The organism is Pseudomonas sp. VI4.1, assembly GCF_002029345.1.
Taxonomy (GTDB): domain Bacteria; phylum Pseudomonadota; class Gammaproteobacteria; order Pseudomonadales; family Pseudomonadaceae; genus Aquipseudomonas.
Map to the genome: position 1 here is coordinate 38299 of NZ_MULM01000143.1, position 18436 is coordinate 56734.

Annotated in this window: 14 protein-coding genes and 1 pseudogene; 8 read left to right on the forward strand and 7 right to left on the reverse strand. The window is 62.4% G+C overall.

Features of this window, described 5'->3' with window-relative positions:
• Positions 1-2: 2 nt before the first annotated feature.
• Both BZ163_RS12725 and BZ163_RS12730 read right to left on the reverse strand, forming a co-directional pair.
• Positions 3-1595, reverse strand: coding sequence for a J domain-containing protein (locus tag BZ163_RS12725; protein WP_128871203.1), 1593 nt, complete (start codon positions 1593-1595; stop codon positions 3-5).
• Positions 1596-1597: 2 nt separating this feature from the next.
• Positions 1598-3295 (reverse strand): molecular chaperone HscC, encoded by a 1698-nt coding sequence (locus BZ163_RS12730; protein WP_128871204.1) that lies wholly within the window; start codon positions 3293-3295, stop codon positions 1598-1600.
• Between the two features lie 276 nt (positions 3296-3571).
• Here BZ163_RS12730 and BZ163_RS12735 point away from each other — a divergent pair, with 276 nt between their 5' ends.
• Entirely contained in the window at positions 3572-5002 is a 1431-nt protein-coding gene (locus BZ163_RS12735; protein WP_218190508.1) for an amino acid permease, read from the forward strand.
• A gap of 154 nt (positions 5003-5156) precedes the next feature.
• On the opposite strand, the gene BZ163_RS35135 is transcribed toward BZ163_RS12735, so the two are convergent.
• From BZ163_RS35135 to BZ163_RS12750, 4 genes are all read right to left on the reverse strand, one after another.
• Positions 5157-5921, reverse strand: a complete 765-nt coding sequence (locus tag BZ163_RS35135; protein WP_218190509.1) for a hypothetical protein — start codon at positions 5919-5921, stop codon at positions 5157-5159.
• A 34-nt stretch (positions 5922-5955) separates the two neighbouring features.
• Positions 5956-6882 carry a hypothetical protein gene (locus BZ163_RS35140; protein ID WP_218190510.1) on the reverse strand — a complete coding sequence of 309 codons (927 nt, stop codon included), beginning with the start codon at positions 6880-6882 and terminating at the stop codon, positions 5956-5958.
• A 20-nt stretch (positions 6883-6902) separates the two neighbouring features.
• Positions 6903-7883 carry a MoxR family ATPase gene (locus BZ163_RS12745; RefSeq protein WP_128871205.1) on the reverse strand — a complete coding sequence of 327 codons (981 nt, stop codon included), beginning with the start codon at positions 7881-7883 and terminating at the stop codon, positions 6903-6905.
• A 159-nt stretch (positions 7884-8042) separates the two neighbouring features.
• Positions 8043-9176: an aminotransferase class V-fold PLP-dependent enzyme gene (locus BZ163_RS12750; protein WP_128871206.1), complete on the reverse strand. Its 1134-nt coding sequence runs from the start codon at positions 9174-9176 to the stop codon at positions 8043-8045.
• 484 nt (positions 9177-9660) lie between these two features.
• Here BZ163_RS12750 and BZ163_RS12755 point away from each other — a divergent pair, with 484 nt between their 5' ends.
• From BZ163_RS12755 to BZ163_RS12785, 7 genes are all read left to right on the forward strand, one after another.
• Positions 9661-11049 carry an aspartate aminotransferase family protein gene (locus BZ163_RS12755; protein ID WP_128871207.1) on the forward strand — a complete coding sequence of 463 codons (1389 nt, stop codon included), beginning with the start codon at positions 9661-9663 and terminating at the stop codon, positions 11047-11049.
• 219 nt (positions 11050-11268) lie between these two features.
• Complete coding sequence (locus BZ163_RS12760; RefSeq protein WP_128871208.1) at positions 11269-12735, forward strand: PLP-dependent aminotransferase family protein; 1467 nt, start codon at positions 11269-11271, stop codon at positions 12733-12735.
• Between the two features lie 232 nt (positions 12736-12967).
• Positions 12968-14728, forward strand: coding sequence for a sulfoacetaldehyde acetyltransferase (xsc, locus tag BZ163_RS12765; RefSeq protein ID WP_128871209.1), 1761 nt, complete (start codon positions 12968-12970; stop codon positions 14726-14728).
• A 99-nt stretch (positions 14729-14827) separates the two neighbouring features.
• Positions 14828-15958 carry a bifunctional enoyl-CoA hydratase/phosphate acetyltransferase gene (locus tag BZ163_RS35585; RefSeq protein ID WP_256578994.1) on the forward strand — a complete coding sequence of 377 codons (1131 nt, stop codon included), beginning with the start codon at positions 14828-14830 and terminating at the stop codon, positions 15956-15958.
• Complete coding sequence (locus tag BZ163_RS12775) at positions 15850-16107, forward strand: DUF6506 family protein (RefSeq protein ID WP_256578995.1); 258 nt, start codon at positions 15850-15852, stop codon at positions 16105-16107. Before BZ163_RS35585 ends, BZ163_RS12775 begins: the two co-directional genes overlap by 109 nt.
• A 232-nt stretch (positions 16108-16339) precedes the next feature.
• Positions 16340-17410, forward strand: coding sequence for a YeiH family protein (locus tag BZ163_RS12780; RefSeq protein WP_128871211.1), 1071 nt, complete (start codon positions 16340-16342; stop codon positions 17408-17410).
• Positions 17411-17516: 106 nt separating this feature from the next.
• The gene (locus tag BZ163_RS12785; protein WP_128871212.1) at positions 17517-18290 is read left to right on the forward strand and encodes a TSUP family transporter; all 774 of its coding nucleotides are present in this window, start codon (positions 17517-17519) and stop codon (positions 18288-18290) included.
• Between the two features lie 23 nt (positions 18291-18313).
• On the opposite strand, the pseudogene BZ163_RS35590 reads toward BZ163_RS12785, so the two are convergent.
• A pseudogene (locus BZ163_RS35590) lies at positions 18314-18436 on the reverse strand (cytochrome C552); the annotation flags it as partial.

The following is an 18436-nucleotide window of genomic DNA, read 5'->3' on the forward strand; positions in this document are numbered from 1 at the left end:
ATTCAGCGCAATCGACCTTGAGTGAGCAGGGTGCCGGGCATATGCAGTTGCACGTAGCCAATGACAATCACCATCGTCACGCAGAACACCCATTGCAGCCGGCTGAGCCCGGCGATCCGATAGATCGCCTGCAGTGGCTTTCGCCAGCGGTATTGGCGGTCCGCCGGGACTGCGCTGGCGGGCTGCAGCAGGCCGATCGCCCCGTTGAGCAGATAAGTCGCCAGCCCCAATGCCCCAAGCCAGTGCCAGATGACAACGGCGAGTGCCAGTAACGGGCCGCCATTGCGGATCACCCGGTAACCACGATCCGCGGTCAGTTTGTGTTGTACACACCAGGCGCTGGCGCGCTGGTCGAGGTCCTGCAGGTTGTCCGTCAAGGAGGTCCAATGGCTGAGCAGCCATTTGCCGACCTGCGCCGCCAACAGGCCACCCAGTGCATAGAGTGGCAGCATGAGCAGCGTCAGCAGGGGGCCGGAACCGGGCAGGTTGTTCAGTGCAAGGCTCAGGGTCAAGACGCAGGCCGCACGTTTCACGCCATGGGGCGGGTCCTTGTGACCGATGAGTGCTTTCCAGAACCAGGGATCACGGTTGGGGAACATCCCCAGCAAGTCGGGGAAACGCGTGGCGAAGGTCGCTGCCAGTTCTTCACAGGCCTGCCAGTCAGCCTCGACGAAACCTGCGGCCAGCTCCGCCTGCTGCGCCGGTTGGGTCGCCAGCAGGAACAGCGTGGCGGCGTTGGCGTGCGCACTGGGAGGTTGCTGACGTTGCTGCATCAAGGAGCGCAGTTCGCCAAGCCAGGTTTGCTGCTCGCAGCGCCGGTGCAGCGCTTGCCACTGCTCTTGGGCAATGGGCACCACCGCCGCTTCAACGTCCCAGGCGAACAATCGACACACCCGTTGAAACAGGGACGGTGACCAGTCCTCGGTATTCACCAACAGCGTGAGGACGTGCACCTGCAACGCCTGGCGACGAGCGAAATCACCGAGCCAGGCTTGTTGGCTGTGGTGTTCCAGGCAGTCGAAGAAGTGCTGTTCCTCGCCGGTTGCCAACTGCTGGTCAAGCGTGCGGTACAGCGCTGCCGTGAGGGCGCGGGCCAGACAGTGCTGCTCAAATTCACTGGCGGGGATCCGTTGCCAGGGCGTCAGCCATTGGCGCTGTTCAATGCCCCATGTCAGAAGGTGCCAATGCGCTTCAGGATCGTTCACGCAACGTTGGAACAGCAGCCGTTCGAACTCGGCGCCGCAGCCTCTGGCCGATGCCTCGGTCCAGTATCGATCAACCGCCAGGTCCTCAAATCCGTCCAGGAGCCCGACGGCCTGCTCGTACAGGGACAGCGTCGGCGTCAGGCTCGGGTGTGTCCGGTTCTCTGCAGCGGGCCGAGCTGGTACGTCAGCGGGATCCCGATCGACCTCGTCCCAACCCTCGCGCAGGCTGTGCAAGGCTTGCTCGTAGGCTTCCCGCAGCTGCTGGAAGGCGCCGGGGTCCTCGTCCGGACGTCTGACCTTGAGCAGTTTGGCGTATTGGCGCTTGATGCTGCGCTCGTCGGACCGGGCGGGCAGGTCAAGGACCTCCCAGCAATCGAAATCAGCCGCCATGCTCAGTATCCGCCACCGGTTTCGAGCAGGCTGATGCGCCCGCTCAGATCATGGCGAGCCTGGCGGATCAGGCGCTCGTCCTGGCTTGCCAGTGCTTGTTGAAACAGGTTGGCCCAATGGGCGATCTGCTCACGCAGCTCGCCCAGGCTTTCCTGGTACAAACGCTCCAGGCGGGCCACCAGCACCGTATTGATCTGCTGTTCGCGGGGGTGCACCTTGAGCTCGGCCAGCGCGAGCAGGCGCTGGGCAATTTCTTCGCTGCCGAGCACCCCCGGGTTGTTCTCGATGACCAGTGCATGCTGTTCACCGGTCATGGGAATGCGCACCTGACACTCGAGAATGCCGTTGATGTCGTAGGTGAAGCGCACGTCCAGGTCGACGACGCCACCGGTGTTCGCCGGGACCGGAATCTCCAGTTCACCCAAGGCGATGTTGTCACGCACCAGGCGACTCTCACCCTGGTAGATCTTCACCAATACGCTTTCCTGCAGTTCATGGACGGTACACACGGTCTTTACCCGGCTGACGGGGACCGTACTGTTGCGCTCGATGATCGGCAGGTAGTGCCCGTCCTCATAGTGTTGGCCCACCCGGACCGAGGTTGAAATACCCAGGGTGTAGGAGCAGACGTCGGTCAATACCACCTCTTCCAGCGCGGCACTGCGGGACTTCAGCGCGGCTTGTATCGCTGCGCCGTGAGCCACGGCTTCGTCAGGGTTGATGTGGAAGGAGGGGAAGCGGCCAAACAGCCCCGCGGCCAGTTTGCGCACCAGCGGCATGCGGGTGGTGCCGCCCACCAGCAGCACTTCGTCGAGCTCGTTGATGCGGATTCTGGCATCGCGCAGGGCCCGTTCAATCGGATTGCGCAGGCGTTCGAGCAAAGGCGCGAACAAGGTCGCCATCTCGTCCTGGGAAAAGACATGCTTCCATTGCTGCCCGTCCACCCGCAATACAAACTCGCTCGTCGTTTCCTGCCCCAGCGCCTGGCGGACTCGCTCGGCTTCGCGGCGCAGCGCGTGGGCAATGGAGGGTGTCGGCGGAAATCCTGGCTGGTCGCGCTGGGTCTGGATAAAGCGTTCGGCCAGCACCTGGTCGAAATCCTCGCCGCCCAGATAGTTGTCGCCGGCGCTGGCCCGTACCTCCATGACGCCGTCGAACAGTTCCAGGACTGACACGTCGAAGGTGCCGCCGCCCAGGTCGAAGACCAGGAACGAGGTTTCCTTGCCGTGCTGAGGCAAGCCGTAGGCCAGCGCGGCAGCGGTCGGTTCGTTGATGAGTTTGTCGACTTTCAGCCCGGCCAGTTCGCCAGCGATACGGGTGGCCTTGCGCTGCGCATCACTGAAATACGCGGGCACGCTGATCACTGCCTCGGTCACCGGTTCGCCGTAGGCACGCTCGACGTCTTCCTTCAGGCTCCTGAGCACCAGCGCCGACAGTTCTTCCGGGCGCAGCGACTGGGTACCCAGTTGCACGGTGTGCGCACTGCCCATATGACGCTTGAACAATGCGGCGGTCAGGGTGGAATGGGTGTGCAAGCGCTCGCGGGCAGCCTGGCCGACCAGAATCCGGCCTTCGTCGTCCAGCCCCACCACTGAAGGGGTCAGCACCTGACCCAGGGCGTTAGGCACCAGCACACTGGCGTCGTTATGCCAGACAGCCACCAGGCTGTTGGTGGTACCCAGGTCGATTCCGACAATCATCTATGCGTTCCTTTTCCCTGGCTTGACTTCATGGACCTGTTCTTCCTTGAACCGCAGAGACAGATCGTAGTCATTGTGCGATCACGGTTTGCAATGAAGGTTCAATGCCAAACCTCCCGACGTGGCTCCAGCAGCGCGCCGCAATTGGTCCTAAAAAGTTCTGCACGCCCAGAAGACACTGCGAAGGCAGCCAGATTCGCTCCCCATGAAGGATCGATGACCGACTGCTTCTGAACTGCCTTTCAACCTAAAACAATAACGAATGGGGTGAGCAGCATGTCCGTACCTCAACAAACCCGATCGGAAAGCTCCAACGGAGGCCTGCAATCGGGACTCAAGCAACGCCACATGGCCATGATCGCCCTCGGTGGTGTCATCGGCGCCGGCCTGTTCGTCGGCAGCGGTGTGGTCATCCAGTCTGCGGGGCCCGCGGCCCTGATTTCCTTTCTGGTCACCGGCGTACTGGTCATTCTGATCATGCGCATGCTCGGCGAAATGGCCTGCGCCATACCGACCGTCGGCTCCTTCTATGAATATGCACGCATGGCCTGGGCCGATCATCCACAGTCGAGCCAACTGGCCGGCTTCCTCACGGGCTGGATGTACTGGTATTTCTGGGTGATCGTCGTCGCGGTTGAGGCCGTGGCCGGCGCTTCGCTCATTCAGTTCTGGTTGCCGGACGTACCGGCCTGGGGCATCAGCCTGACGCTGATGATCATTCTGACCCTCACTAACTTGTGCTCGGTCGCCTCCTTCGGCGAGTTCGAGTTCTGGTTCTCCTCGATCAAGGTCGCGGCGATCCTGGTTTTCCTGCTGCTGGGCGGGCTGTATCTGCTAGGCATGTGGCCGACCGAAACCCACCACGGGCTGAGTTCGATGCTCAGTCACGGCGGCTTCATGCCCAACGGCATCGGCCCGGTGCTGACGGGCGCGGTGGCGGCGACCGGATTCTATTTCGGCGCGGAGATCGTCACCGTGGCCGCCGCCGAATCTGCCGATCCGGTACGCTCGGTCGCGCGGGCCACCAACTCGGTGATCACCCGCGTGCTGTTCTTCTATGTCGGCTCGATCCTGCTGGTGGTCACCCTGGTCCCCTGGGACTCGCCCGCCATGCTCACGCCTTATTCCAGCGCTCTGGCAGCCATGGGCTTTGACTGGGCTGCGCACGTGATGAACGCCATCGTGCTGACGGCCGTGCTGTCCTGTCTCAATTCGGGCATCTACGCGTCCTCGCGCATGCTGTTCGCACTGACCAAACGCGGTGACGCACCGCGCAGCCTGGCCAAGCTGTCCCCGAGCGGCGTACCGCGCCGGGCGATCTTTTTCGGCACGCTGTTCGGCTATCTGTCGGTGATCATGTCGTACATATCGCCGGAGACCATCTTCGCCTTCCTGGTCAACTCTTATGGCACCGTGGCGATCTTCGTCTATGTGCTGATCGCCCTGTCTCAGCTGCGCTTGCGGGCGAAGCTGGAACGCGAGGCGCCGGAGAAACTCAAGGTCCGGATGTGGTGTTATCCCTACCTGACCTACGTCGCCATCTTTGGCATGCTCGGCATCGTGACCGGCATGGCCTTCATCCCCGAGCAACGCATGCCGCTGGCGTTGGGCGTCGCCAGCCTGGCGATTCTGCTGTTGGCGTTCATCAGTCGCAGCATCTGGCGGCGGATCAAGGGCCTGCCGGAAGTTGTACCGGCGAACAGCTAGCCGTTTTGACTCGTCAGGGTTTCAAGAAAAGTCGCCGATTGGCGACTTTTTTATTGTCGCCGGGCACCCGCCAACCGCGAGCAATGCAGTACACCAATGTTGAGGATTAGCAGGACCGCACCGAGCCTCCCTGCTGGGGAGGCATCATCGGGGGTCAGTGGCGGCCGTTGAGCAGGCGCAGGATTTCGTCGAATACCGCATTGTCCAGGCTGCGCGACAAATCGAGCTCCAGGCTCCGGCGATAGTAGGGGCTCAGGTCCAGACCGACGCCGAGGGCGTACAACTCGATGCTGCCCTCCTGCTCGATCTGTCGTGTCACTTGCTTGAGGTGCAGGTCGAGGATGTCCTGCCGGTTGGTCTGGTGGGTGGCGCTGTCCATCGGGCAGCCGTCGGAGATGATGATCAGGATGCGCCGTCGTGCGTCGCGCTGCAGCAGCCGCTGACGCGCCCAGAGCAGCGCCTCGCCGTCGATGCCCTCGCGAAACAGATCGGACTTGAGCAACGCGGCAATGGTCGGCCGGGCGCGGCGCCAGGACGTTTCGGCATCCTTGTAGACCAGATGGCTAAGCTCGTTGAGTCGTCCCGGATCGGCTGGCTGGCCCAGGGCGCGCCAGCGCTTCAACGGGCGCCCGCCATTCCATTGGCCGGTGGTGAACCCGAGGATTTCACTGCGCGCGCCGGCCAGTTCCAGGGCACGACTGAAGGCGTCAGCCAGCAAGGCGACACTCTCGATGTGGTTGCGCATGGAGCCGGAGTTGTCGATCAGCAGACTGACCAGGCAATCACTGTGCGGACGCTCGAGCTCGTGGCGAAAAATCTCGCGTTGCTCGGGGCTGATGATCAGGCGACTGAGGCGGCCGGCATCGATCTGTCCGTCGGTCTGGGCGAAGGCCCAGCCATCTCGACGAGGCGCTGCCAACAGGGCACCCAGGCGCTTGGCCAGGCGCGGCAGATTAAGGCCCTGGCCGGCAGCGACGGTCCAGGCGCTGACGCAGTTCGCGCAACAACTCGGGCCGTACCAGGCGGGTGGCGTTACGCTCGCAGTCGTAGTCGCGGCTGAATACTTGATACGTAAAGGCGTTGCTGCTGCCCCTTGGATTGCCTTGGGCAGTACCGCTGCTGTTGACCTCACCCTCGCCATCCTGATCCACGTCCAGTAACAGGGCGAAGGCCAGGTGAGTCTTCTCGGCGATGTCCGAAACCTTGCGCTCGTCGTTTCCAAGCAGTTCGGCATCCAGGTGCTCGATCAATTCCTGTGCCTTGGCGGCAATCAGCAGGGCATGCCCGGTAAACGCCAGCTGGTCATGGCGACAGCGGCGCATCAGCCCGAAGGCCGCGCCGAAATGACCGAGCAGGCTCAGGCGTGGCGCTTCGATGAGCATTTCCGTCTGTTCCCCGGCGCGGCCGCCACACAGCAGCATCCAGCTCATCTGCGCCAGGGTGAAGAGCAGCAGGCCGACGTGTCCCTCGGCTTGTCCGGCGTCGAGAAACTGCTGGCTCCACTGCTCGAAGCGCTGCAACAGATTGCGCCGCACGCCGGGATGACAGTCGGCCACCAACGACTCGACCCGCAGTTGCTCGAGCAGTTCGAACACCAGGCGCGCGATGGGCTGCGCCGGGAGCACCTGGCGGACCAGTGCCTGATCGCTGTGCTTCAAGCGCAGCGCCAGGCTATCCGCCACCCCGCGCCAGGCCTGACGCTCATCGTGCTCGGGGTCTGGGTGCAGGTGCGGGGCGCGCACCGGGAAGTGCCGTTCCTGCACTTCCAGGCGGCCGCCGCGGTAGCGTACGCGTGGCTCACCGGACAGTGCCCGCAGTGTCGCTGCGCAGAGTTCCTCGAGTTGTTGCTGGCGTTTCTCGCGGCGAGGCGGTGGGGTCATGGGGGTCTTCCTTTACGGGTTCAAGCAAGTGCCAGCAGGGGGAACGCCGATTCGGCCAGCTCGTCGTCGAAACAGCGTTGGTAGTATTCGGCGACGATTGGCCGTTCGGCTTCGTCGCATTTGTTGAGGAACGACAGGCGGAAGGCCAGCGCCGGGTCGCTGAAAATCTCCATGTTTTCCGCCCAGGAGATCACGCAGCGCGGCGACATCAGGGTCGACAGGTCTCCGCTGGCGAAGCCCTGGCGAGTCAGGTCGGCCACCGCCACCATCTGTGTCGGCAACCGTTCGCCGTGGCGGGCGAGCAGGTGCGGCACCCGCGCGGCAACTATCGCGACTTCTTCGGCCTGGGGCAGGTAGTTCAGGGTGGCGACGATGTTCCAGCGATCCAGCTGCGCCTGATTGAGCACCTGGGTGCCGTTGTACAGCCCGTTCAGGTTGCCCAGGCCCACGGTGTTGGCGGTGGCGAACAGGCGGAACGCGGGGTGCGGATGGATCACCAGATTCTGGTCGAGCAAGTTGAGCTTGCCGTCGCGTTCGAGGATGCGCTGAATCACGAACATGACGTCCGGGCGGCCAGCGTCGTATTCGTCGAAGATCAGCGCCATGGGCCGGCGCAGTGCCCAGGGCAAGACGCCTTCCTGGAATTCGGTGACCTGCTTACCCTCACGCAAGACGATGCCGTCCTTGCCGATCAGGTCCAGGCGGCTGATATGACCGTCCAGGTTGACGCGCGTGCAAGGCCAGTTGAGCCGCGCCGCGACCTGTTCGATATGGGTCGACTTGCCGCTGCCGTGCAGGCCTTGCAGCATCACCCGGCGATTGCGGGTGAAGCCCGCGAGAATCGCCAGGGTGACTTCCGGGTTGAAGCGATAAGCCGCGTCGACTTCCGGCACATGTTCGTCCGGGGTGAGGAATACCGGGACGCGCATGCTGGAGTCGATACCGAACAACTCCCGGACAGGGACGAGGCGGCTGGCAGGTTCGAAGTTCAGGTCGGTCATGAATATCGCCTTTGGGGCCGGAAAGGAAGTCTTGATTCTAGGGAGGTGGCCCGTGTTGGGGAGGGGCCAGTTACCGGCACCCGATACGGCCAGTCGTGGCGGCTGGCGACCTGTTTAAAGGGATAGCGATTCGTGGGCTGGCCACAGGTTGTGGATGGCTCAGTTACCCAATACCTCGTCCAGCGCCTGTTCGAGTGTGCTGACCGTGCGTTCGATATTGTGCAGCTTTTCGAGTCCGAACAGACCGATGCGAAAGGTCTGGAAGTCGGCCGGCTCGTCGCATTGCAACGGCACGCCGGCGGCGATCTGCAGGCCGTGCGCGGCAAATTTCTTGCCGCTCTTGATCTCGGCATCGTCGGTATAGCTGACTACGACGCCAGGGGCCTCAAAGCCGGCTGCGGCCACGCTTTTGATGCCTTTGCCGGTCAACAGGGCGCGCACCCGGTCGCCCAGCGCCTGCTGTTCGTCGCGAACCTTGTCGAAGCCATAGGCTTGGGTCTCTTTCATTATTTCGCTGAAACGCGCCAGCGCGTCGCTGGGCATGGTCGCGTGGTAGGCATGCCCGCCCTGTTCGTAGGCCTGCATGATCTGCAGCCATTTTTTCAGGTCGCAGGCGAAGCTGCTGCTCTGGGTCTGCTCGATGCGCTCCAGGGCCAACGGACTGAACATCACCAGGGCGCAGCAAGGGGACGCGCTCCAGCCCTTCTGCGGCGCACTGATCAGCAGGTCGATCGCGCACTTTTGCATGTCGACCCACAGCGCGCCCGAGGCGATGCAGTCCAGCACGAACAGGCCACCCACGGCATGCACGGCGTCGCCGACGGCGCGCAGGTAATCATCGGGAAGGATGATCCCCGATGAGGTTTCAACGTGGGGGGCGAACACGATCTGCGGCTTCTGCGCCTGAATGGTTGCCAGCACTTCGTCCAGAGGGGGAGGTGCGAAGGCCGCCTGGCGGCCGGGCTCGACCGGTCGGGCTTTGAGTACCGTGGTCGCCGCCGGGATGTTGCCCATCTCGAGGATCTGGCTCCAGCGATAACTGAACCAGCCATTGCGGATCACCAGGCATTGCTGGCCGCCGGCAAACTGCCGCGCCACCGCTTCCATGCCGAAGGTGCCGCTGCCGGGGACCACCGCAACAGCCTGGGCGTTGTAGACCTGTTTCAGGGTGCTGGAAATGTTCTTCATCACCCCCTGGAACGCCTGCGACATGTGGTTGAGCGAGCGGTCGGTGTAGACCACCGAGTACTCGATCAGTCCGTCGGGATCGATACTGGGATATAGCTTTGACATAGGTGACTCCTGTGGCAGAAGTGTCAATGTTATCGACCCTGCCTCAAGCCTTGGCAAATGACAAGGTGGTCCGGGATCAAATGGATATATCCGTTCGAAGGGCCCGGTCTGCCTGGCGTCCATGGGGGGGAGAGCGCGCGGCAATCGCGGTGTTCATCAGCACCCCGTTGATCTCCACTTCAATCATTCAGGTTCTCCTGCAGGTGACGGCTGTCGTGCTCGCAGGGTGAGGGGACTGGCGCAGCGCTTGAAAGAGCCAGTCGCGGCTGCGGCGCTGGTCCAGTGCGGTGATTGATGGCTGGCATCACGCGTGGGCAATAACTGGTTCTAACTGCGCGCGCTGCTTGTTCTTAATTTCGTCCCCAGGGGTGGATCGGGCAGTGCTGCGTTGCGATGCCGAGTACTGCTCCTTCGTATGTCGGTGCCTGGCGCTTGTCTGCTGCCCGGTGACCCACAATAAAAATGCACCAGTCGAGAGGTCAGCATGAAAACAACAGCTCACGAGTACGACGCAGTCGAGGCATTGGCCAGTGACCGCGCTCACGTCTGGCATCACCTGTCCCAGCACAAACCGCTGGAGCAGAACGACCCGCTGATGATCGTCAAGGGCAAGGGCATGCAGGTCTGGGACATCAAGGGCAACGAGTTCCTGGATGCGGTGTCTGGCGGTGTCTGGACCGTCAACGTCGGTTATGGCCGCGAGAGTATTGCCGACGCCGTGCGCGATCAGTTGGTGCAGATGAATTTTTTCGCCGGCTCCGCGGGCAACATTCCTGGCGCCCGGTTCGCCAAGAAACTGATCGAGAAGATGCCTGGCCTGAGCCGGGTGTACTACTCCAACTCCGGTTCCGAGGCCAACGAGAAGGCCTACAAGATCGTGCGGCAGATCGCGCACAAGAAGTACGGTGGGAAAAAGCACAAGATTCTGTTCCGCGAGCGGGACTACCACGGCACGACCATTACGGCGCTGAGTTCAACCGGCCAGTTCGAGCGCAAGAACCAGTACGGTCCCTTCACCCCGGGTTTCGTTGAGTTTCCACACTGCTGCGAATACCGCTCGCAGTTCGGTGAAATCGCCGACTATGGCGTGCGCGCCGCCATGCTGATGGAGCGCGTCATCCTTGCCGAAGGGCCGGATACCGTGGGGGCCGTGGTGCTCGAGCCGATCACCGCCGGCGGGGGCGTCATCACGCCGCCGGAAGGTTACTGGGAGACCATTCAGGCGATCTGCAAGAAGTACGACATCCTCCTGCACATTGACGAAGTGGTCTGCGGTCTGGGCCGTACCGGCAAGTGGTTTGGCTATCAGCACTACGGCATCAAGCCGGACATCGTCACCATGGCCAAGGGTGTGGCCAGCGGTTACGCGGCGATCTCCTGCACAGTGACCACCGAGGAAGTGTTCGAAGCGTTCAAGGGCGAGGCCGATGACCGGATGGGCTACTTCCGTGACATCAGCACCTTCGGCGGCTGCACCGCAGGCCCGGCGGCGGCGCTGGAGAATATGCGAATTATCGAGGACGAGGGCTTGTTGGCGAACGTCACCCATATGGGCGAGTACTTCATGGGTCGCCTGCGTGAGCTGCAGGACAAGTACCCGATCATTGGTGATGTGCGCGGCAAGGGCCTGTTCTGTGGCCTGGAACTGGTCAAGGACCGCAAGACGAAGGAGCCGGTGCCGGAGAGCGTGCCGATTGCCATCGCCGCCGACTGCATGCGCCAGGGGGTGATGATCGGGCGTACCAACCGCAGCTTCGAGCAGCTCAACAATACGCTGTGCTTCGCCCCGGCGTTGATCGCCACACAAAAGGAGCTGGATGTGATCATCACCGCCCTGGACAACGCCTTTGGCCGCCTTGCCACTCAGCCATAACGCTTGCGCCCTGAGCGGACCGCCCCTTGGTTTTGTCGAGGGGCCGGTCTTGCTGTGTCTGCAGCGTTATAAGTCGAGCGCTGGATAGTCTTGCCGAGGCGTTGTTGCTAGTCTGCCTGGCAATCGCCGCGTTAGCGCTGTGCCGGCAAGCGCATTTTGAAGTGACTGGCCGAGTGGTGTGCGGTGCCAGCGCTTGTCGTTCGTTTAGTCGAGGCCGCTATGTTCCAGTTGTTCCATTTGTCCGCCGAAAAATCCACCCACCTGCAACAGCAACTGCGCGAGCAGATCGCCCAAGTGATTCTCAACGGCAATATTCCGCTCGATAGCCCGTTACCCTCCAGTCGCAAGCTGGCCAAACAGCTGAACATTGCGCGCAACACGGTGGTGCTGGCCTACGAACACCTGCTCGACGATGGCTACTTGATAGCCCGTGAGCGCAGCGGCTACTACGTCAATCCGGCTATCTTGGGTCACAAGGTCGAGTCGCCGCGTGCGGACCAGGGCGAGGCCGCCACCACCCAGCTGGACTGGTCGCAACGGCTCGTCATGCAACCCTCGCAGCAACGCAACATGTGCAAGCCACGGGATTGGCAGAATTACAAATACCCGTTTATCTACGGGCAGTTTGACCCGGCCTTGTTTCCGACCGCCAACTGGCGTGAATGCTGCCGCGACGCGGTCAGCATCCCGGCGATCCGTGACTGGGCCTCGGACCGCTTCGATAACGACGATCCCCTGCTGATGGAGCAGATCAGGACCCGCCTGTTGCCGCGTCGTGGCGTCTGGGCGTCGCCTGAGCAGATCCTGGTCACGGTGGGCGCGCAGCACGCGCTGTATATGCTGGCGCGTCTGTTGTTGCGCCCCGACAGCCTGATGGGCATTGAAGAGCCGGGCTACATGGACATCCGCAATATCGCCACGCTCAACCCCTCGAGAATCCAGCCGCTGGCGGTGGACAACCAGGGCCTGATGCTGACCGATGAGCTCAATGGCTGCGATCTTATCTACACCACGCCCAGCCATCAGTGCCCGAGCACCGTGACCATGCCCCTGGAGCGCCGATACGAACTGTTGCAGCGGGCCAACGAGCACGATTTTCTGATCATCGAGGACGACTACGAAAGCGAGACCAACTTCAAGGGCAGCCCGATCCCGGCGCTCAAGAGTCTGGACAAGCATGACCGGGTGCTTTACGTCGGCAGCCTGTCAAAGACCCTGGCGCCCGGCCTGCGGGTTGGTTATCTGGTGGGGCCCGAAGCCCTGATCCGCGAGGCGCGGGCGTTGCGTCGATTGATGGTGCGTCATCCGGCGGCGAACAATCAGCGCTCGGTGGCGCTGTTCCTCGAGCGCGGGTACCACGACGCGTTGATCATGAGCCTGATGCGGGCGTACGAGGAGCGTCATCAGCAAATGGGCGCGGCCCTGCGTGAGTACCTGCCGGAATCCTCCAAGGAGCCGAGCTTCGGCGGCTCCTGCTACTGGGTCAAGGGGCCCGACAGCCTGGATGCGCGACGCCTGCAGAAGGAAGCCGCCGAGCACGGCATCCTGATCGAGCCCGGCGATATTCATTTCTTCGGTGAGCAACCGCCACTCAACTACTTCCGTCTCGGATACTCCTCGATTCCCGCCGAGCGCATCCGCCCGGGGATCAAACTGCTTGCCGAGCTCATCCAGCAAATAAGCTGACCGACCCTTTTCCAGACGCTGCCCCGCGCCAGTAATGGCGCGGGTTTTTGGCGTGTGCGACGCCTGTCGTGCACCTGCCCGGGTCGTCTGTGCCTGCTGGCGAATCTGGACCCAGCTGGCTTAACAGTTGGTCTTCAACTGGTCCTATCTGCCATTTCCGCCGACTCCTACTCTAGCCCCAAGTCATTGGCGCCACAGCCGCCTTACCTTAAGCAACGAGAGGATTATCGATATGCCACGCATGACCCCCAGCGAAGCAATGGTTGAAACACTGGTTGCCAACGGCGTCACCGACATCTTTGGCATCATGGGTTCGGCCTTTATGGATGCGATGGATATCTTCGCTCCGGCCGGCATCCGTTTTATCCCTGTGGTCCACGAGCAGGGCGCCGGTCACATGGCCGACGGCTTCTCGCGGGTCAGTGGTCGACACGGCGTGTGCATCGCGCAGAACGGCCCCGGCATCACCAACTTCGTCACTGCTATCGCCGCCGCTTATTGGGCGCACAGCCCGGTGGTGGTGATCACGCCCGAAACGGGCTCGTTGAGCCAGGGCCTCGGTGGCTTCCAGGAAGCCCAGCAACTGCCGTTCTTCGAAACCATCACCAAGTACCAGGCCCATGTGCCTAACCCTGCGCGAATGGCGGAACTGACCGGCCGTTGCTTCGATCGGGCGATGCAAGAAAACGGTCCGACCCAGCTGAACATTCCGCGTGACTTCTTCTACGGCGATATCAACGTCGAGATCCCCACGCCGATCCGTATCGAGCGCAGCGCCGGTGGCGAGCAGAGCCTGGCCGAAGCTGCAAAGATACTGGCGGCGGCGAAGAACCCGGTGATCATCTCCGGTGGCGGTGTGGTCATGGGCGACGCCGTCGAAGCCTGTCAGGCGCTGGCCGAATACCTCGGCGCGCCGGTGGTCAACAGCTACCTGCACAACGACTCCTTCCCGGCCAGTCACCAGCTGTGGTGCGGCCCGCTTGGCTACCAAGGCTCCAAGGCCGCCATGAAACTGCTGTCGCGCGCCGACGTGGTCCTGGCCCTGGGGACTCGCCTGGGCCCATTCGGCACCCTGCCGCAGCACGGCCTCGATTACTGGCCGAAGCAGGCGAAGGTGATCCAGATCGACTGCGACTCGAAAATGCTCGGCCTGGTGAAAAAAATCACCGTCGGTATCTGCGGCGACGCCAAGGCCGCGGCGGTCAACCTGCTTGGTCGTCTGGAGAACCTCGACGTGCAGTGCCTGGAAAACAAGGGCGCACGTGCCGAGGAAATCGCCAAGGAAAAATTCGATTGGGAAACCGAGTTGAGCGCCTGGATCCACGAGAAGGACGAATTCTCGCTGGACATGATCAAGGAGCAGAGCGGTGAGGACGGCAACTACCTGCACCCGCGCCAGGTCCTGCGTGAACTGGAAAAAGCCATGCCGGCCGATGCCATGGTCTCCACGGACATTGGCAATATCAACTCGGTCTCCAACAGCTACCTGCGCTTCGAGAAGCCGCGCTCGTTCTTCGCCGCCATGAGCTTTGGCAACTGCGGCTACGCGCTGCCGACCATCATCGGCGCCAAGGTCGCCGCACCGCACCGCACCGCCATCTCCTATGCCGGTGACGGCGCCTGGGGCATGTCGATGATGGAAATCATGACCTGTGTGCGCGAGAACATCCCGGTCACCTCGATCGTGTTCCACAACCGTCAGTGGGGCGCGGAGAAGAAGAACCAGGTGGACTTCTACAACCGTCGCTTTGTCGCAGGCGAACTGGAAAACCAGAGCTTCGCCGGCATTGCCCGCTCGATGGGTGCCGAAGGCGTCACCGTTGACCGTCTGGAAGACGTCGGCCCGGCGCTCAAAGCGGCTTGCGAGGCACAAAAGGCCGGCAAGACCACGGTGATCGAGATCATGTGTACCCGCGAACTGGGCGATCCGTTCCGCCGCGATGCGCTGTCCAAGCCGGTGCGCTTCCTCGAGAAGTACAAAGACTACATCTGAGTCGCCGAGGTGACCGGTTGGCGCCGGTCACCTGCATTAGATGAACTCCCTCGCCACAGGGGATCGCGGTTTCTACCGTGAACAAACAGGAATCCAAGCATGTTGAGCACTATTCCACGGGAATGCCCGGCGTTCCTGCTTGATCGGGCCAAGGCCTTGCCGCGCGTGGTCACGGCGGTGGTCAATCCGGTCAATCTACTGAGCCTGAGCAGTGCCAGGCGGGCTTGCGATGAAGGGCTTATCGAGCCGGTGCTGGTCGGGGATCAGGCGCAGATCCGTGCCCTGGCCGAAGAACTCGACTGGGACCTGCACGACCTGCGCCTGATGCACGTCAGTGACGATGCACAGTGCGCCGAAGTCGCCTGCATCCTGGCGGGTGCCGGTAACGCGCAGGCGCTCATGAAGGGGCATCTGCACACGGATACCCTGCTGCGTGCGGTACTCAAGCGTGAAGTCGGACTGCGTGGCGCCAGCCGTCTCAGTCACGTGTTTCATATGACACTGCCGGGCAGCGACAAAGCCTTGTCGATCACCGACGCGGTGATCAACGTGCAGCCTACGATCATCGACAAGATCCATATCGCCCGCAACGCCATCGAGCTGATGCACGCCTTGGGCTATGAAAAGCCGCGCATGGCGGTGCTGTCCGGTACCGAGGAAGTGACGCGCAGCATGCCGTCCAGCCAGGATGCCGCCGAGCTGGCCAAACTGGCGGCGATCGGTGCCTTGGGCGATGCCTGCGTCGAGGGTCCATTGGCCTTCGACAACGCGGTGTCGCTGGAAGCGGCGCGGATCAAAGGCATTCGCGGCGAGGTCGCGGGCCATGCCGATATCCTGCTGGTGCCGAACCTGGAAGCCGGTAATTTTCTGTTCAAACAGATGGTGTATTTCATGAGCGCCACGGCCGCCGGCCTGGTGCTGGGCGCGCGGGTGCCGATCATTCTCACCTCGCGTGCGACCCGTTGGAGGCGCGCCTGGCGTCCTGCGCGCTGGCTTCGATTTTTATCGATTACCGTCGGCAGTCGCGCAGCCGCTTGCTGGCGACCGGCTAAGCAACCCAAGACCCAAGGAGAACCACGATGGCGGTGCAACGTTATGGCTTTATCTTCAAGGCGCCAGGCATGCAATTCCTCACCCACAACGGACGCCTCGAGTCCGACACCTTCGCCGCGACCCTGTGCGGCGTTGCGAGCGTCGAGGAAGCGGTGCTGGTGGCGCAGGAGTTGTTGACCCGGCATGTGCAATTGATCGAACTGTGCGGCGCCTTCACCGAGGCCGACGCCGAGCAGATCCGCAACGCCATCGACGATCGGATTCCAGTGGCCGCCGTGCACTACAGTCCTGAAACCCGGCAGCGCCTGCAGCAGTTGTCCGACTGAGCCAGGCCAGCGCCTGGCCACTGTAGGAGCCGGCTTGCTGGCGAAAAGGCCCGCACATCCACCATCACTTTCACCTGACACTCCGCCATCGCCAGCAAGCCGGCTCCTACAGGCCAAACACGCAGGTGTCGGCTGGCCCCTAAGACCGCCTTGAGGTGGTCCTAATGAGGGGGCGGAGTTTTCTCTAGCATCGAAACCCAGTGATTCATAACCAAAGGGTGTAGGTGACCACATGACAATAAAACAGCACCACACAATCCCCCCCGTCCACAGCCAGTTGCCGGACACGGCTCAGCCATCATCGTCCTGGTTGATACGCCGTCAGCAGAAACTCAACCTGCTGCTGCCGGGCATCATCGCCGCGATGGTAGTCGCCGCCAGTGCCTCGTTCCTGTCCGAGCACTACGGTGCGCCGGTGATGTTAATGGCCCTGTTGCTGGGCATGGCGCTGGGCTTTCTTTCCGAGGAGGGGCGGGCGGTCGCAGGTATCCGTTTCACCTCCAGCACCATCCTGCGCGGCGGCGTGGCGTTGCTGGGCATGCGCATCACCGTCGAGCAGATTCTCTCGCTGGGGGGGACGCTGATGGCGGTGGTGATCGGTGCAGTGTTCCTGACCATCAGCTTCGGCATCATCCTTTCCCGGCTACTCGGCCAGTCACGGGATTTCGGCATTCTCAGCGGCGGCAGCGTGGGCATCTGCGGCGCGTCGGCGGCGCTGGCCATTTGCGCAGTACTGCCGCAGGACAAGGACAGCGAGCGCAACATCATCTTCACGGTGATCAGCGTGACTGCGCTGAGCACCATCGCGATGATTGCCTATCCGCCGATCGCCCAATGGCTCGGCCTGGACGCCCATCAGGCCGGGATATTCCTCGGCGCAACCATTCACGATGTGGCCCAGGTGGTCGGTGCCGGCTACAGCATGTCGGAGGAAACCGGCGACACCGCGACCGTGGTCAAGCTGTTGCGCGTGGCCATGCTGGTGCCGATCGTCTTCAGTCTGTCGTTGCTGCTGCGCAAGCGCGGTGATGGTGGTCCGCGCCCGGCACTGCCATTGCCCTTGTTCATCATCTTCTTTGTGCTGTTTGTCGCGATTAACAGCAGTGGCATCGCGTCGACGCAGGTGCAGGAGTTAGCCGGCGATGTGTCGCGCTGGTGCCTGGTGACCGCTATCGCCGCCCTGGGCATGAAGACTTCACTGAAGGCGCTGCTGGAAGTGGGCTGGCGTCCGGCGACCCTGCTCGTCAGTGAAACCGTATTTCTCGCGACGATTATTTTGGTGGCGGTGAAGTGGCTGGGATGAGCCCGCGTCATTGAGACATGCATCGACCCCGCCCGATCACCAGGCTGCCGCCGACACGCTCACCGTGTGGCGGCAGGCTGGCTTAACCTGCCGCAAAAGAGGCGCCATGAGCCTGCAAGTGCATCTGATTTTCCTGTGTTGTGTGGCCCTGGCCACCGTTGCCCAAAGCCTCACCGGCTTTGCCTTCGGCCTGATCCTGATGGGCCTGGTTGCGTCCCTGCACATGGTGCCGCTGTCCGAGGTGGCGGTGGTGATCAGTATCCTCACCCTGGGTAATGCCATGGGTACCCTGGGCGGGCCGAAACCGCAGCTGGACCGCGCGGTGCTGATGCCCGTGTTGCTCAGCAGTCTGCTTGGCGTCAGCCTGGGCGTGTGGGGGCTCGGTGCGTTGAGTGGTAGCCAGCTGACCTGGCTTCGCCTGCTGCTCGGCATACTGATCGTCGCGGCCAGCCTCATGCTTGTGGTGCAAAACAAAGCGAAAACGCAACTGTCCCGGCAGCCTTCGTTCTGGCTGGCCGGGGGCTTGTGCGGACTGCTCAACGGCTTGTTCTCCAGCGGCGGGCCGCCGATCGTTTATCACCTGTACCGCCAGCCCTTGGGTTACGAAATCATCCGCAATACCCTGATCACGGTGTTTTCCGCCAACGCGGCGGCGCGCCTTGGCCTGGTCGCAGCGCAAGGACAGATGCAACTGTCCACGTTGTGGTTGAGTGCCGAAGCATTGCCGTTGGTGGTGCTGGTCAGTTGGTTGGTGCGCCGTTATCCGCCGAAGTTGTCGTCGCGCACGGTACGTTGGCTGGTCTTCGTACTGATGGCGCTCGCGGGCGTCAGCTTGATCTGGGATTCGTTGCCGGGGCTTTTGGCAGCAGCCTCGACATGAATGCTAGTTAGCCTGGTCTGGGCTTACTGGTGCAGAATGAACGTCGCCAGGGTTTGCAGATCTTGCGGGCTTAACTGCGCGAACGGCGGCATGGGGATCTCCCCCCATTTACCGCTACTACCGTGCTGGATGCTGGACGTTAACGT

What these genes read in the sequence shown, in the direction of transcription:
- BZ163_RS12725 (WP_128871203.1), bottom strand. Translation starts at nt 1,595, where the DNA reads ATGGCGGCTGATTTCGATTGCTGGGAGGTCCTTGACCTGCCCGCCCGG.
- BZ163_RS12730 (WP_128871204.1), bottom strand. Translation starts at nt 3,295, where the DNA reads ATGATTGTCGGAATCGACCTGGGTACCACCAACAGCCTGGTGGCTGTC.
- BZ163_RS12735 (WP_218190508.1), top strand. Translation starts at nt 3,572, where the DNA reads ATGTCCGTACCTCAACAAACCCGATCGGAAAGCTCCAACGGAGGCCTG.
- BZ163_RS35140 (WP_218190510.1), bottom strand. Translation starts at nt 6,882, where the DNA reads ATGACCCCACCGCCTCGCCGCGAGAAACGCCAGCAACAACTCGAGGAA.
- BZ163_RS12745 (WP_128871205.1), bottom strand. Translation starts at nt 7,883, where the DNA reads ATGACCGACCTGAACTTCGAACCTGCCAGCCGCCTCGTCCCTGTCCGG.
- BZ163_RS12750 (WP_128871206.1), bottom strand. Translation starts at nt 9,176, where the DNA reads ATGTCAAAGCTATATCCCAGTATCGATCCCGACGGACTGATCGAGTAC.
- BZ163_RS12755 (WP_128871207.1), top strand. Translation starts at nt 9,661, where the DNA reads ATGAAAACAACAGCTCACGAGTACGACGCAGTCGAGGCATTGGCCAGT.
- BZ163_RS12760 (WP_128871208.1), top strand. Translation starts at nt 11,269, where the DNA reads ATGTTCCAGTTGTTCCATTTGTCCGCCGAAAAATCCACCCACCTGCAA.
- xsc (WP_128871209.1), top strand. Translation starts at nt 12,968, where the DNA reads ATGCCACGCATGACCCCCAGCGAAGCAATGGTTGAAACACTGGTTGCC.
- BZ163_RS35585 (WP_256578994.1), top strand. Translation starts at nt 14,828, where the DNA reads ATGTTGAGCACTATTCCACGGGAATGCCCGGCGTTCCTGCTTGATCGG.
- BZ163_RS12775 (WP_256578995.1), top strand. Translation starts at nt 15,850, where the DNA reads ATGCAATTCCTCACCCACAACGGACGCCTCGAGTCCGACACCTTCGCC.
- BZ163_RS12780 (WP_128871211.1), top strand. Translation starts at nt 16,340, where the DNA reads ATGACAATAAAACAGCACCACACAATCCCCCCCGTCCACAGCCAGTTG.
- BZ163_RS12785 (WP_128871212.1), top strand. Translation starts at nt 17,517, where the DNA reads ATGAGCCTGCAAGTGCATCTGATTTTCCTGTGTTGTGTGGCCCTGGCC.